The sequence below is a fragment of the Saprospiraceae bacterium genome, from assembly GCA_026129545.1.
GTDB lineage: Bacteria > Bacteroidota > Bacteroidia > Chitinophagales > Saprospiraceae > M3007.
Map to the genome: position 1 here is coordinate 1985889 of JAHCHX010000001.1, position 15906 is coordinate 2001794.

General features: G+C 53.6%; 10 protein-coding genes. 3 read left to right on the plus strand and 7 right to left on the minus strand.

Annotated features, from left to right (window positions below; translation table 11 throughout):
- Positions 1-113 precede the first annotated feature (113 nt).
- The gene (gene sucC, locus KIS77_07670; GenBank protein MCW5922203.1) at positions 114-1307 is read right to left on the minus strand and encodes an ADP-forming succinate--CoA ligase subunit beta; all 1194 of its coding nucleotides are present in this window, start codon (positions 1305-1307) and stop codon (positions 114-116) included.
- Positions 1308-1543: 236 nt separating this feature from the next.
- Between sucC and KIS77_07675 the strand changes: the two genes are divergently transcribed.
- Entirely contained in the window at positions 1544-1942 is a 399-nt protein-coding gene (locus KIS77_07675; GenBank protein MCW5922204.1) for a hypothetical protein, read from the plus strand.
- Positions 1943-2110: 168 nt separating this feature from the next.
- On the opposite strand, the gene KIS77_07680 is transcribed toward KIS77_07675, so the two are convergent.
- Entirely contained in the window at positions 2111-2803 is a 693-nt protein-coding gene (locus tag KIS77_07680; GenBank protein MCW5922205.1) for an ATP-binding cassette domain-containing protein, read from the minus strand.
- 169 nt (positions 2804-2972) lie between these two features.
- On the opposite strand from KIS77_07680, the gene KIS77_07685 reads away from it, so the two are divergent.
- Positions 2973-6317 (plus strand): T9SS type A sorting domain-containing protein, encoded by a 3345-nt coding sequence (locus KIS77_07685; GenBank protein ID MCW5922206.1) that lies wholly within the window; start codon positions 2973-2975, stop codon positions 6315-6317.
- 6 nt (positions 6318-6323) lie between these two features.
- Here the strand turns inward: KIS77_07685 and KIS77_07690 are convergent, their stop codons facing one another.
- The 4 genes from KIS77_07690 to KIS77_07705 form a co-directional block, all read right to left on the minus strand.
- Entirely contained in the window at positions 6324-6560 is a 237-nt protein-coding gene (locus KIS77_07690; GenBank protein ID MCW5922207.1) for a KTSC domain-containing protein, read from the minus strand.
- A 292-nt stretch (positions 6561-6852) separates the two neighbouring features.
- A complete protein-coding gene (locus tag KIS77_07695) occupies positions 6853-7155 on the minus strand; it encodes a hypothetical protein (protein MCW5922208.1) in 303 nt (100 codons plus the stop codon).
- Positions 7156-7567: 412 nt separating this feature from the next.
- Positions 7568-9772: a T9SS type A sorting domain-containing protein gene (locus KIS77_07700; GenBank protein MCW5922209.1), complete on the minus strand. Its 2205-nt coding sequence runs from the start codon at positions 9770-9772 to the stop codon at positions 7568-7570.
- A gap of 293 nt (positions 9773-10065) precedes the next feature.
- A complete protein-coding gene (locus KIS77_07705) occupies positions 10066-13596 on the minus strand; it encodes a response regulator (protein ID MCW5922210.1) in 3531 nt (1176 codons plus the stop codon).
- 45 nt (positions 13597-13641) lie between these two features.
- On the opposite strand from KIS77_07705, the gene KIS77_07710 reads away from it, so the two are divergent.
- Positions 13642-14109 carry a hypothetical protein gene (locus tag KIS77_07710; protein MCW5922211.1) on the plus strand — a complete coding sequence of 156 codons (468 nt, stop codon included), beginning with the start codon at positions 13642-13644 and terminating at the stop codon, positions 14107-14109.
- 185 nt (positions 14110-14294) lie between these two features.
- On the opposite strand, the gene ftsZ is transcribed toward KIS77_07710, so the two are convergent.
- Positions 14295-15791, minus strand: coding sequence for a cell division protein FtsZ (gene ftsZ, locus KIS77_07715; protein ID MCW5922212.1), 1497 nt, complete (start codon positions 15789-15791; stop codon positions 14295-14297).
- Between the last annotated feature and the right edge of the window lie 115 nt (positions 15792-15906).

Sequence of the window (15906 nt, forward strand, 5' to 3'; positions counted from 1 at the left end):
GGAAGCCGGAGGGCGCGGATTCAGGTTTTTCGTGAGCGTGTTCAAAAAAAGGTGCCATCCCTTTGGGGATGGCACCTTGGCTTCATACCTGTCAGCGCGATGCTCGCGCCTTGTCACTTTTTCAACACCTCTGCCACCAAATCCGCCGCTTCTTGGAACTCCACCGCGCCCATTACTTTCAGGCCGGATTCGTCAATGATTTTTTTGGCAATGTCGGCGTTGGTGCCTTGTAGTCGGACAATGACCGGCACTGGGATATCGCCGATTTTTTTGTACGCATCCACCACGCCCTGCGCCACGCGGTCGCAGCGCACGATGCCCCCAAAGATGTTGATGAGAATGGCCTTTACATTCGGGTCTTTTAGGATAAACCGCATAGCGTTCTCCACCCGTTCCGCGTCTGCGGTGCCGCCCACATCGAGGAAGTTGGCAGGCTCGCCGCCGTAAAGTTTTATCAAGTCCATGGTAGCCATGGCAAGGCCGGCACCATTCACCATGCAGCCCACGTTGCCGTCGAGTTTGACGTAGTTGAGGTCATATTCCTGCGCCTCCACATCGGCGGGGTCTTCCTCGTCCTTGTCGCGCATGGCTTCGAGGTCTTTGTGGCGGAAAAGGGCGTTGTCGTCGAGCGTCACCTTGGCATCTACGGCGATGATGCGGTCGTCGGAGGTTTTCAGACAAGGGTTTATTTCAAACAAACTGGCATCGGAGCCAACAAAAGCTGCGTAGAGCTTTTGCACAAAATCCACCATTTCCTTGAAAGCTTGGCCACTTAGCCCGAGGTTGAAAGCGACTTTTTGCGCTTGGAATGGGCGCAAGCCCAACAGAGGGTCTACTGGCTCAAAGAACACGCGGTCGGGTGTTTCTTCCGCCACTTTTTCGATATCCATGCCGCCGTCGGGAGAGTACATGATGACGTTGCCGCCACGCCCGCGGTCGGTGAGGATGCTGATGTAAAATTCTTTGTGTTCGCTGGGGCCGGGATAAAACACATCTTGCGCGACCAGCACCTTGCGCACCAATTTGCCTTCGGCAGAGGTCTGCGGGGTGACGAGGCGCATCCCGAGCATATTTCCTGCTATTTCGCCCGCTTGCTCAGGGCTTTTGGCCAGCTTCACGCCACCTCCTTTACCGCGGCCGCCTGCGTGCACTTGGGCTTTGACCACGCACCAATCGGAGTTGTGGAGTTCTTTCAATTTTTTGGCAGCTTCCACGGCCTCTGCCGCGTTGTATGCGACGATGCCTTCCTGAATTTTTACGCCGAAGGACTTAAGCAGTTCTTTTCCCTGATATTCGTGCAGATTCATGTTTGAAAATGGTAAGTAGCGAATGGTGAAAATGAGTAGCGGCCAAAAGTAAGGCGATTTCGCAACTGGCAGGTTTTGTGGGCATATTTTTCAGAACAACAAACGGCGCAGGCAGAAAAGTTAAATTCTTGGATTGCGAGACTTTCCCGAATATTTTTTTCCCGAAATGGCTAACTGTGGCAAAACTGTGGAACAGAATTTGCCGTTTGCCAATTTTCAAAAAAATGTGTTTTGTCATGCACGCTAAGTTGAATATCGACCGCCACTTTCTATTTCTGCACGGCTCCAAACTCGCCGTCTTCGCCGAGCGCGTTCTCCGCGACACACACCAGAATCCATATCTGCCCAAGCCGCAAACATTGTGGGAAAACCTCCGCGACGCATCCATCGAGCTGCGCAACGTGCTCGACGATTCCGAACTCAAGCGCAAGGAACGCACCGATGCCATCCGCGAAAAAGAAGCAATAGTGCTCGTGGCGCTCACTCGCCTTGCCGACCATGTGGAGTATGCCGCCGCTTGCAAGTCCGATGTGTTCACCACAGGGTTTCGTGCTCAGACGGAACATCGCAAACCCATGGAAACAGTGCGTCGAAAGCGTATGTCAGTAAAATTGGCACAGTTGGAAGCGGTTTGATTGACAAGGATTGGTTCTTGTATCACTTTGACAGCCTGCCCATCAGCTGGCAGGCTGTCAAAATAACAATTCTCCAAAAAAACCTTTAGCCAGAATGGCATGAAACGGAGGGTTTCGTATGCGGGTAGGGTACGCAAATTCAAAAACCCGCTTGCCCTCGCACCCCACTTATTTTATCGCCACTCCCTCATCGTCAATCAGCTTGCCGTGTTGGATGCGAATGATACGCGCAGGAAAATTTTGCAGAATGCGGTAGTCGTGCGTGGCGCAGAACACGGCGGTGTGGTTTTGCCGGGCGAGGTTGCGCATCAACACCAGCACATCGTCGCTGGTCTCAGGGTCGAGGTTGCCCGTAGGCTCGTCGGCGATGAGCAGCGCGGGTTTGTTGAGCAAGGCACGGGCGATGACCACGCGCTGTTGCTCGCCGCCGGAAAGTTCGTAAGGCATGGCATATCGTTTGGCTGGCAGCCCTGTTCCTTCCAGCACCTCCGTCACACGTTGATTCATCAGGCCTGCGTCGGTCCATCCCGTGGCGCGCAACACGAAGAGCAGGTTCTCTTCCACATTCCTATCCGTCAGCAAGTTGAAGTCCTGAAAGACGATGCCGAGTTTGCGGCGCAGCAGGTGCATATTGCCGCGATGGAGGCTCCGCAAGTCGAAGCCAGCGACTTCGCCAAATCCTTTCGTCAGCGGCAGCGCGCCATAGAGTGTCTTGAGCAGGCTGGTTTTTCCGCTCCCTGTTTTGCCTATAAGATAGGTGAATTCTCCTTCTCCGATGGTGAGATTGATGTTTTCCAGCACGACGTTGCCATCTTGTTGGCTAATGTCGGCATTGGATAGTTTGACAATGTGGGACATGATGATGATTATTTGTCGCGCTGTGCGAGTGTTGTTTTCGAGGCGCGAAAGTGCGGATTTTAAAATTCTCGGCGGCTATGTGTTTTGAAAAATAACGCGCTCGGTGGGCAGCAAATACCGCTTAAAGTTGAATCTTGCATTCAATTTCCACTTTGTTTCATCTGCAACGGCCATGAACACAACATTCCCCCTCGCCTGCCTGGTTTTTATTTTGAAAATCGGAACCGCGAACGCGCAAACACCGAAAGACGCCACCGTTCCACTGACAGCTACTGTCAGCACAAACCCTGCCAACATTACCCTGAATTGGGAAAACCCCACCGCCTCCACGTTGCTCATTCAGCGCCGCACCAAAGGACAGGCAGGCAACCAATGGGTGCAGCTGCTCAGCGCGACCAACAGCACTCAAAACACTTTGTCAGACAACAACGTGGCAATTGGCCAAACCTATGAGTACCGGATAGCACGCACCACCAACATCGCCGCGCACGGCTACGCGCACGTCGCCGTGGAAGCGCCTGTGACAGACCATCGCGGCACGCTCTTGCTTCTGGTGGATGCCGACCTCGCAGTGCCGCTGGCTGCTGAACTGGAACGCCTGCGCGACGACCTTTCGGGCGATGGCTGGCGCATAAAAGAACACTTCGTGGATGGCACCGCCACGGTGCAATCGGTGAAAAACCTCATCGTTGCCGACTTCAACACAAATCCCGCCGAGGTGAGAGCCGTGTTGCTGTTGGGCAAAATACCCGTGCCTTATTCGGGCAATTCCGCTTGGGACGGCCACTCCGACCACTCCGGCGCTTGGCCCGCCGATGCCTACTACGCCGACGTGGATGGCACATGGACCGACATCGCGGTGAACAACAGCTCGCCCACACGCGCAGCCAACAAAAATGTGCCCGGCGATGGCAAATTCGACCAGAGCATCATTCCCTCGGCAGTGGAACTGGAAGTAGGTCGGGTGGATTTTCGGCGCTTGACTATGGGGACTTTTGGTGCTTCCACCACCGACTTGCTCCGACGGTATTTGAATAAAAACCATGACTGGCGCACAGGAGCCTACACGGTGGAACAAAAGGCATTGGTGGACGACAATTTTGGCTATTTCAGCGGCGAAGCATTCGCTGCCAACGGGTTCAGAAATGCTTATCCATTGGTGGGGGCGGCCAATGTGTCGAGTGCGGATTTCTTTGACGACACGCACCCGCAGCGTTATTTGATGGGCTACGGAACTGGCCCCGGCACATACACCAGCGCAGGAGGCGTGGGCAATAGCGGGAATTTTGCCAATGACACAGTGAACATCGTTTTCTCCAACATCTTTGGGAGCTATCACGGCGACTGGGACTACGAAACCAACCCGCTCATGCCTGCGGCACTGGCCTCGCGGGGCGGCATTCTCACTTGTGCATGGGCGGGTCGGCCTCACCATTTCTATCAGGCGCTGGCTTCGGGCGAGACCATGGGCTATTGCATGAAGGAAACCCAAAACGCGCAGTTCAACAACGCCTATTTCAACACTTTTGGCAGGAGCGGCGCCCATGTCGCGCTGCTCGGCGACCCCACCGTGCGAGCACACATCGTGGCTCCACCCTCGAACGTGAGCGCCGTCGCCGCGTGCGGCAAGGTATCGTTGGAGTGGAAGCCCTCGCCTGACGACGACGTGGTGGGCTACCACATCTATCGCTCTAAGGAAAAACACGGAGCCTACACGCGCCTTACAACAGAGGCCATCGCCGCCACGACATTCACGGACGATAACCCCTCAACGGATACGCTGCACTATCAGGTTCGAGCTATCAAATCGCAAACCTCGCCGGGTGGTGGCGTTTATTGGAACAATAGCACAGGGGTGAGGGCATCCGTCTTCTCGCCTTCATATACGCCGCCAACCGTGAGCATTGTTAGTGAAACAAATACCTTGAATTGCGCCACCCCGGAAATAACCCTGACGGCTTTTAGTGACTCAACCAGTGCGGCGTTTCAATGGTCAGGCCCCAATAATTTTGCCGCGAGCGGCCAAAGTGTCTTGATTGACACGACGGGCATTTACACGGTGGCCGCTACTTTTCCCGACGGCTGTGTTCAATTCGACGAGGTCTCCATTTTGGGTGATTACAGTATCCCGGTGATTCCACCCTTTCCTGACCTCGTTGTTGATTGCAACAACCCATGCGTTGCGCTTCATCTTCCCGATTTTCCCGAAATCGAATACTATTTGGATAGTGTACTGTTGCCCGGCACATCCCCATTTAGCCTCTGTGCAGCAGGCTCCTACACTTTGCTCGCCCAATCAAAACTCAATGGCTGCTCCGCGAGCCAACCGCTCGAAATTGCCGCCGACACCATCTCGCCGCTCATCAGCATAGCAGGGATTGGACTCATCACTTGCAGTTCGCCAACTATCGCCTTGATGGCCACCTCGTCCGTGCCCGGCACACTCTACACTTGGTCAGGCCCCGGCGCTTTTCATTCCAATGCTTCCAACGTGGCAATCACCATACCCGGCACTTATTTCTTGATGGCGGTCAATCCAAGCAACGGATGCACCACCACCACTTCCATTGCCATAGAAGGCGACGGAACGCTGCCCGATATAACCGCCGCAGGCGGCTCTATCACCTGCAACAACCCAACCGTGCAACTTGCCGGCGGCTCTTCCACACCCGGAAGCACGTTCCTGTGGACAGGACCGAGCGGCTTCACCTCCTCGCTGGAAGACCCAAGCACGACGATGCCGGGAACATACCTGCTGACAGTGACTTCGCCCAACGGGTGCAGCGCGCAAGCAGCGGCGATGGTCACTATTGACACGATTGGCCCGCTGGTCATTTTGGAGCCTTACGGACAATTAGACTGCGAACACCCCTGCGTGACGGCTTTCTTTTACCAGCTTTTTCCTGAATTGACAGCTGACTCGGTCGTGGTGTGCGAGGCGGGCAACTACACATACATCGCCACCGGGCCAAATGGCTGCACCACCACGTTCCCCTTCGAGGTGACGCAAGCGCCCACCGACGGCATTGTTTCCATCACTGGCACACCTGAATCCGCACCCGGTGCGAACGACGGCGCCATCCAATTGAGCATCGCGGGGGGCAACCCGCCTTTCACTTTTCTTTGGAGCAATGGCGCGACTTCTCAGCACCTGCTGAACATACCCGGCGGCACTTACTCCGTCATCATTACCGACGCGGGGCAATGCACTTACACCGCTTCCATCACGGTGGAAACCCTCGTCAGCACGCTCGAAGCGCTCGTTTTCCAGCAGTTCGCGCTCTCGCCCAACCCAACGGACGGACGTGCCTTGTTGCTGATTCAACTGCATCGGCCTGCGCTCGTGCGGGTGACGGCGAGCGACGCGGCAGGACGCTTGCTTTGGGCAGTACCTGAAGCGACCACCAGCACGCTGAGCCTCCCGATTGATTTGAGCGCCCATACCCCCGGCACCTATTACATATCGGTCGTGATAGGCCATCAAGTTTTCACGCGGAAAATGGTGGTGGCGCGGTGATGTGGCTCACCACCGTCGCCGTTTTCCGCCCCTCACTTTGGCGTAGTCGTAAAAATCAATGATGCAGCCGCGCATATAGCTGCCTTTGGAGGAAGCGTTCATCAGCCCCTCGTATTTCTCTTTCGGCACGTCGTAGTAGCGGTAGGTGAGACCGGAAGTGACAAAGCGTACTTCCTGCGCTTGTTCTTTTTCGTCGTAGCCGACGAGGTCTATCATGGAGGAATCTACTTCAGTGTAGGTCATTGCGATGCGTATGTTCTTTTTTGAATTGCTCAGCGGTGTAGCCTTTCTCGTCCCAATCCTTGTCGGCGGAGGTTGCTTCATCGCCGTTGTTGGCGTCCCCGCCAACGACACCTCGCGCGGGAGGCCCGGCGAAAAGCGAGCTCCTTTGCTGGGCTTCGAGCTCCGCCGCTTGTTGTTGGCGAGGACGCCAACAACGGCAGAAGGACGCCAACAACGGCAGAAAAGAGGGGAGCGAAAAGGAAGAGGGGGGGCAAGGATCAGGGATTTGCTCCTGGCAGGTTGTCTTTGGCGGTTAAGCGCTCATTTTGAAAGGAATGTCCATGCGTTCCAGCAGCGTTTGAAGAAGTTGTTGCTCTTCGCGGTTTTTGGGAAAAACCTGCAACGACCCGGCCAGTTGGGTTTGCGACATTTTTTCTGCCTTGATTCGGCTGGCTCGCACCGACTCTTTAAGCGCGAGCAATCCTTCGCGAAGGTCGTCGCTGTCTTTCTCACCGAGGGTAGCGAGGAGATTTTGATAAAACTGCTCCCGCGCAGCCTCGCTGTCGAGTTGGCGGTGCTGTTCGAGCCATGTCTGGAGTTCTTGTTGAGCGGTCATTTTTTTGTGTTTTTGTTATCTTCTTCCAACAATTTCCTGAGGTGGATTATCTCGTCCAAAATCGCGTCAATGTGCTCCTGGTGTTCTTTGTCGGTCATGCTTTTGATGGCCTCCCTATTTTTGGCGTAATAATCCAGCAGATAAAGGCAAAGCGCGTAGTCTCGTTCAAGTTATTCCCGTTCGCCTTGGGTCATTTGTTCGATTTTGTGCAAAAATAGGTTTTTTTGAAACATCTCACGCGGCGGGCGCTTGGTCAAAAGACATCCCGAGACTTCGGGAAGGCGGGGGAAGACCAAGCAGGGCGAAAAAAAGTTGGTGTTACACAAATCACCAACTAAAGGTTGGCGGCACAAAAAAGCGGCCTCCGCGTATGACACGGAAGCCACTTTCATTTTGGGGAAAAGAAAAAACATCACTTCGCCGCACGCACAAAACGCCCGATTCGACGCTCGCCTTTTTCGTTCAGGGCTTCGAGGCAATAAATGCCCGTAGGCCAGTCGGTCGGCAGTTCGAGCGTCAGCACACCGGCATTTGAAGTTGGTTTTTGATGGAATATTAGCCGTCCAAAAGTGTCCGTCACGCGGAGTTGAATTTGTTGGTTTTCCCAATCGGATATTTCCAGATAAATCACACTGGAAGCAGGATTGGGAAAAATATGAATTTGCTTTTTCGATGAAAACATGTCGTCGGTGTTCACCAGCATCGGGTCGTAGCGAAATACTCCGGGATTGAAGAACTCGGAAAACCAGAGCCGGTTTTGGCTGTCCACGATAAAGGCATCCGGTTCATTGTAACTGAAATTTTGCCCGGGAAGCAGCATGAGCGGCATCAGTTCAGTCCAGGTGCCGCCGCGCAATTCGGCTACAGTCGGGAGCAAACCGGGGCGGGGATAACCCACGTACATACCGCCAGCCTTGTCGAAAGCGACCCTCGATATCACATCGGAAGGCAAGCCTGAATTGGCGCTGTTGAGCGTAGTCCAGTTTTGACCATCGTAGCGGGCCAGGCCAGACTCCGTACAAGCCCAGATGGCGCCATCAGGCGCTTGGTCTATGTAATAAACCTTGTTGCTGGGCAGCCCGGAGTTGCTGACGGTGAGGGATTCCCAGACAGCGCCGTTATAGCGAAGTATTCCGTTATAGGTGGTGGCAAACCACGCCGTCCCGTCGGCTTCAAAAATTATTTTCCGAATATAACAATTGGTCAAAGGAGCATTCGCAGCAGAAAAGAATTGCCACTGTCCATCAGCGCTGTAACGAGCTAAGCCGAAGAAGCCTTGCCCTGACAATAGCGCGAAGGAGAACCATTGGTCGCCGTTGGGCGCAGCGGCTGCGTTAACGACAAAATGGCCGGGGAATTGGACAGCACAGGTGTCGAAAAAGGTCCATTCGCCGTTGACATAACGCAGTATTTCGCTATTTTCGAGACCAAACCACATCTGTCCGCCGGGAGCGGCCTGTACGCTGGTCACATTGCGATTGGTTGTGCCATAATTTGTAGGGTGGAATTGCTCCCAGGAATCGTCGTTTTTCAGGCGTGTGATATATCCTCCTTCGTAGGTGCCGAACCAGATGCTGCCGTCAGTGCCCTCGGCGATACCGTCGAACAGGATGCCATCGGGCGGGCCGGGCAAACCCAAACTCAATCCTTGCCATGTTTGACCGTCGAAGCGGGCCAACTGACAGGTGGTGTGCACCCATATACGTCCTGCCCCGTCCTCGACCGGTGCAATCTCTGAACTTTTAACACAACCGATTTCCTGCTCACGATAATGTGTCCAGGTGCCTTGCTTCAAGATGGAAACGGTGGAAGAAGTAGTCATAAAAAGCTGGCCTGCGCTACCGGCTGTCAGTTTTCTAAAAATCACCGGCGGAGTCATACCGATATTGGCAGGCGTAAGAGCTGACCAGGTCCCGGCTTCAAATTTAGCGAGCCGGATTGCGGTAAAAGGCGCTGTCCCCCCGACAGCCCAAAGGACCCCTTCCGTTGTAAATGCCACAGAAAATACGTTATTAAAAAGGGTAATTCCAGTATTGGCCGTGGTATAGGAAGTCCAGTTGCTGCCATCTTGAATAACGACCCCGCTACCAGTTGTGGCGAAATAGCGTTTTCCGTCGGGGCCGAAAGCCACATCCCAGACGTTGTTGGTCGGCAGTCCCGAATTGGAGGTATTCAATACCGACCAAGCGCCGTTCTTGAAAATCGCCACACCGTTGTCGGTAACAGCATACATACTGCTGTCGGGCGCGGCTTTCATTTCGCGTATCAATGTAAAGGCGGACAACCCCATTTGCTCCGGTGTCCAGGTTTGTACGTTGACCCCGTCAAAACGACTGATGCCGTTGGCTTGAATCATCCACCAGTTTTCCGCGGCGTCTATGACGAGGTAAGTGATGGTGTCAGATGGCAAGGCCGAATTGGCGGTGTTCAGTACAGTGCGGTTGCCCAGCGTATCGAAACGCACGATGCCTGCACCGATGGTTCCTACGAGGATGTTGTTGCCTCGTGCCGCTTGGCAGGTCGGGTTGGGCGAAGGGGCGAAGTAGGCCCAGGTGTCGTTTTGGGCTTTGAGGGCGAGCGAAAGGCAGAGGATGAGAAAGGTGAAAGAATGTTTCATAGGCCAGATTTTGTGATGAAATTATACCTTGATTCTTCGGGATTTGTCAGATGCTCATGATTGCTCTCCCAGATTTTGAACAGATTGCGATTGCAGCCATGCCCAGAACTTGGTGGCGCGAAGTATAAATATGGCTCAAATGTATTCCCCGGCCTATCCCCTCGAATTTAGTCAGGATTTCATAAACTTTAGTTCCGACAAAAAAAAGTGTGGGCATTGTTACATCAACGATGAAATAGTGCGCTGCAAGAGATTGAAAAACAGGTTCTTGTGTGTTGCGTGAATAAGAGATGCTACTGTTTGCGAGCATCACGCGGGCTTTCTCCAAACTCTTCCCGGTAGGCTTGAGAAAACCACGACAGGTTTTCAAAACCAACTTTCCATGCGACTTCGGAAACCGTCAAATCTGTCGTAGTCAAGAAATGTTTCGCCCGTAGCAGCCGGTAGCGGCGAATGTACAGACCAGTGGAAATGCCAGCCAGCGCTGTCAGTTTGCGGTGCAGCTGCACCCGGCTCATCGTCACGGCACGCGCCAAATGTTCAGACCTGAAATCTGTTTCATCCAAGTGCGTTTCGATGGCAGCATCCACTTTATTCAAAAAAGCCCGTTCGGTAGGGGGGAGCGGGTCGGGGGCTTCGGGTTCGGCGGGGCGATTTTGCCAGCGCAGTTGTTGCAAATGAAAATTGCGCAAACGGAATAACAATTCGGCTTTGTCAAAAGGCTTTACGAGGTAATCGTCCGCGCCTTTTGAAAGACCTTCGAGAATATCCGCCCGTGTAGATTTTGCCGTGAGCAACAAAATCGGGATGTGGCTCGTGCGTAAATCCGATTTGAGCGCTTCGGTCAGCGCAAAGCCATCCATGCCGGGCATCATCACGTCGCTGATAATCACGTCGGGCAATTTTTCCTGAGCGAGCGCGAGCCCCGTCGTTCCGTTCCGGGCAGTGACCACCTCCCACGCCGGGAGCAGGCAAGCGCGGATATAATCCAACACGTCGGCGTTGTCTTCTATGACCAACGCGAGCGGCTTGGCGCTTTCAGCCATTTCGTCGGCTTCTTTTAGCAGGCTGAGGGCAACAGGAGGAATGAGCATGGAGATTTGAGGCCCGGCTTCTGGTTCCGCGTTCCGCGTCACTGGCAGCCAAACCCGGAAAATGCTGCCGCGCCCGACTTTGCTGGCTACCTCGATACGACCGTGCAGTAGTGTGACAATTTCTTTCACCAGTGCCAGGCCGATACCCGAACTTTCTTCTCCCCGCAAAGGCGCAGCGTTGCCCTGATAAAAGCGGTCGAAAATGTGCGGGATTTGTTCCGCGGGAATACCTGTGCCAGTGTCGCGCACTTCCAACAGCAGTTGTTCTCCCTGTCCCTGTTCCGTTACCGCTTTGGCAGTGACAAGCACGTTGCCATATTCTTCCGTAAATTTCAAGGCATTGGAAATCAGGTTGCTGACAATGCGCTGCAATAATTCGGGGTCGAAATCCATCTCAAAAGACTCTGGGTCGGTATGGACCTGAAGTCCGATTTTTTGCGACACAGCGTACGAATGGAAGGCTTCTACGAATATGTGCAAGTGGTTCATCAGATCGCCGCGCAGCATCTGCACGGGCAAATTGCCTGCATCGAGTCGGGCGAGGGCCAACATTTGATTGACCAGCTCGAGCAATCGCTGCCCGTTGCGTCGGATGGGAGCTAAGGAGCGTTGTATGGCCGATTGCAGTTCCTGCGCGGTTTGACCCATTTTTGTCTCCGCTTCCAATTCTCCTGCCATACCGAGAATCACCGTGAGCGGTGTGCGGAATTCGTGGGTGATGTTTGTGAAAAACTGGTTTTTGAAATTGTCCAGTTCTTTCAGCCGTTCCGCTTCGCGCTTTTCCTCGCGGAGTTTTTGTTGCATGAGCAATTGCCGGTCGCGGTTGCGCAGCCAAAGCCGGGCAGCCAGCGCCATCAGGCCGGCGTACAAAAGCCAGGCTGGCCAGCTGCGATACCAGGGCGTGGCGATATGGATTCGCAGCTCGTAAGGCTGCTCGCTCCAGCGTCCGGTAGCGTCGCGGACTTTCAGGCGAAACACATAGTCGCCGCCATCGAGTGCAGTATAAGCCGCCACCAAATTGTCGGCATCGGCATTCACCCAATCGTCGTTCACGCCCACGAGTTGATAAGCAAACTGGTAGTCCGCTTGCCTAAAAAAGCCGAGCGCAGAGAACCCAATGGAAATGAAGTTTTCGTGCGAAGCAAGGCGTATCTCATTGGGAGTGAAAAGATTGCCCAAAAGAGGTTTTTCTTTGTCCAGAACTTTGAACCAGGCGGCGTAAGGACAGGGCGGCGACGTGTCAGCGCGAAGGGAATCAGGGTGAACAATGCTTATCCCTGCGCTGTGAGCTCGAAAACACAGCTTCCCATCGGTTAAGAACCCCATGACACTGCTGCCAGTCGGAAAAATTTTATACGTCTCGTCGTCAGGAGAGAACCGGACCAACCCTTTGGGACAATGAAACCAAACTGACCCGTCCTGATGAACAAGCAGACACCTGTTTCCATTAAATCTGAAACCATTGGAAGCGTCGTACCTTTTTTGAATGCCCAGCTCCGGGTGCGCAACATCCAGCCAGCCCAGCTCCGTTGGGCTGATGCACCACATACGTCCTTTATTATCGGAGCAAAAATCCCGGATATCGGAAAAAATTTTGTCGGGTATATTTTGATAAGCAATACGATGAAATTGGCGGGTGCGTGCATCGAAAATGACAAATCCGCCCGAAGCACGCGACCACACACGCCCCCATTGGTCAGTGGCACATACGTAAAATTCGTCCGATAATCCCGTCGCCCCTCCACCAACCACTTCCGGGGGATACACATCCGGTTTGCTATTACCCGGCTTAAAATGTATGAGAAACCCACGCATACCGCTAATCACTGCCCCACCGTCGGGCAGCGCCATGGAATTGAACCACCCCGCATCCGCAGGCAGTTGAAAGTCCATGGCCACGAAGCTGTTAGCGCCTTTTGGCAAAAGATATAGTTGCTCCATGTCGTTGGCCAGCAAACCCATAGATGTCAACTCCAGCACCGAGCCGTCCGTAGGTGTTCCCTTGTTTTGAGGGAAAGGAAGCTCCCGGATATTTTGCCTGACCGGGTCCAATGCCAGCACTCCCGGCTGGCCATATTTTTTCAGATAAGTCTCCTTCCCCTCGTTATCCGTCCTGATTTTTTTAATCTCGCCGGGAGGAGTAGGTATGACGGGCACCTGATTTTTGAACCTGTCATAACGAAACAAACCTTGTTTGAAGCCCCAATAATTGCCCTTTTTATCCCGATAATGCAATGCAGCGTCTTTTTTTACAAGGACAAACTCTCCTTTCGAAATATCGAATCTGCAAATCCCGATTCCACTACCAACCCATATTGCAGCAGGGCCGTCATCGAGCAAACTATAAATTCTGTTGTTGCGATTGTTCAGGTCAAATTTGCCCGCATCGGGTAAATACTGCCGGAATTGACGGGTAGCCGGATTGAATTCGAGCAATCCGCCATTCCAGGTTCCGATATAGAGCCGCCCGTTGGCATGCGACAAGAGGCATATCATCGCATTAGAGACCTCTTCCAGCGCGACATTCGGAGATTCATACCTGAAATACTGCATGGTATTGGCGAACTTGTTCACCCGAATTAAGCCGTGTCTGGTCCCCGCCCAAATGATAGAGTCGTGCAGCGCGTCCTGCGTCACAGACATCACGGTATTGGCAAGTGAAAAAATACCGGCGACCGGCAATTGCGACTGGGAGACCACAAATCGCTCTGCTTTTTTCTCACGGTGCATAAAACGTGTTAAGCCCATCGAATTAAAATCTCCCCACCAGTCGCCTTGTCTGTCCTGAAAAATACATTCATTGCCTCTGTCCACTTCATTAGGGGGAAAATATTGGGTCGGGTCGAAACACTCCACAGCTTTGGTATGCAGGTTATACCAACAGATGCCCTCTCCGGAGCAGATCCAAAGTGTATTGGCGGCCGTATCAAAAACAAGGGCGGAGATAGAGTTGAAAATCAGGTTTTCCTCCGGCTTAAAATAAACCTTCCGGGCGTGAAGGCCATCGAACCGGCACAGGCCATCCCAAGTACCAACCCAAAAGAACCCCTCGTTGTCCTGTGCAATACTGCTTACTCCATCAAGCCCGGTTTCTTTACCAAATATTTCGGCATGGCGAAACTGGTGCTGCGCATGGAGCGTCATCGCAGCATTAAAAATCAGGCATACAGCAGGTATAAAATACGATGCGGGAGACACGGGAAATCTGGCGACTTGGTTAATGAGTTGTCACGGCAAGGATAACTATTTTTGTAAAAAAACGGGAATAAAATGTTCTGTACAAACAAAAAGCGGCCCGGTGTCCCACACACCGAGGCCGCTACCACTTAGCAGAAATAATCTTTTTGAGGTTTCAAGGTTGCAGGGTTTCAAGGTTACAAGGTTGTCCCCAACCCTGAAACCATGAAACCTTGTAACCCTGCAACCTTTTAATCCACATTATCGTGCAAATACGAATTCCCGCCCACGCGGATTTCGCCTTCTTCTTCGAGTGAAATGGTCCAGTTGGACATTTCGGGCTGCTCCGAATCAGGCACATCGTCGAGATTGATGCTCTTGCGGAGGTAAGCCGGTTGATTTTCCAGTTCGATAATCGTCTGCGGCGAATTGAGTTTCACCACGTTGATGGGGCGGTTGAGCGCCTCTTGGCGGCGACGCTGCGCCTCTTCGATGCGGCGGCGGCGTTCTTCCGGCGATATTTCGTCGTCCTCCGGCTGGCGGAGGTAGGGGTCGCTGTTGACAGGTGTCGTGCGGCGGATTTTGTCCACCGTCTCCCGGATGTTGTCGAACTCGAATTCGAGCGCGCTGGCAGCCTTCTCGTCCACCGGGGCGTACGGCTCATCGGACGTAATCGTAAAGAGAGAAGGCTGGTTCTTTTTTCCAGAAGCCTCATCGTCGAGGTGAACGACTTGGCGCTCGTGCGGATTGGCCTGACGCAGCGGCGTTACTTGGCCGGGCACACGGCGCTCGCTCACCTCAAAGCCTGTGGCGATGATGGTGACGGCGAGTTTTTCGCCCAGACGCTCGTCGAAGCAGTTGCCCCAGATGAGGTTGGCGTTTTCGCCCGCTTTTTCCTGCACAAATTGCGTAATTTCAAAAATCTCGTCCATCGTCGCCTCTTTCGCGCCGGAGGTGATATTGACCAGAATGTTTTTCGCGCCGTAGATGTCGTTGTCCTCCAACAGCGGCGAACGCAGGGCTTCGTCGGCGGCGCGGAAGGCGCGGTTCTCACCTTCGATGCAGGCCGTGCCCATGATAGCGACGCCGGAGCCGCGCATCGTGGTGTTCACATCCTCGAAGTCCACGTTGACGTAGCCGGGCACGGTGATGATTTCGGCGATGCCTTTGGCGGCGGTGCAGAGGATGTTGTCCGCCTCGGCGAAAGCCGCCGAAATGCTGAGGTTGCCGAAGATGTCGCGCAGTTTGTCGTTGGAGATAATGACAAGGCAATCAACGTTTTTGCGCAATTCTTCCAAGCCTTCCATGCCGTTGCCGACACGGATTTTGCCCTCAAACGTGAAGGGTAAAGTGCAAATGCCGACGGTCAAAATGCCGAGTTCCTGAGCCGCTTTGGCGATGATGGGCGCCGCGCCGGTGCCGGTGCCGCCGCCCATGCCTGCGGTGATGAACACCATCTTGGTGCCGTCTTCGAGGAAACGTTTGATTTCGTCGAGGCTCTCGATGCAGGCTTGTTTGCCCACTGAGGGTTTGCTGCCCGCGCCGCGTCCTTCGGTGAGGAGTTGGCCGAGCGAGATTTTGGTCGGCACGGGGCTGAGATTCATGGCCTGTGCGTCGGTATTGCAAATGGCGTAGTCCACGCCAACGATGCCTTGTTTGTACATGTGGGTGACTGCGTTCGAACCGCCGCCGCCTACGCCGATGATTTTTATGATTGAAGGTTCATCCTTCGGAAGATCAAATAACATGATATTTTGAATTTGAGTGAGTTATCAAATTTGAGTTGATGAGGGTTGATGAGGGTTTATGAAGGTTGATAAGCGTAGAGTGTGCCGCGTTTATCAACTCTTATAAACCTTTATC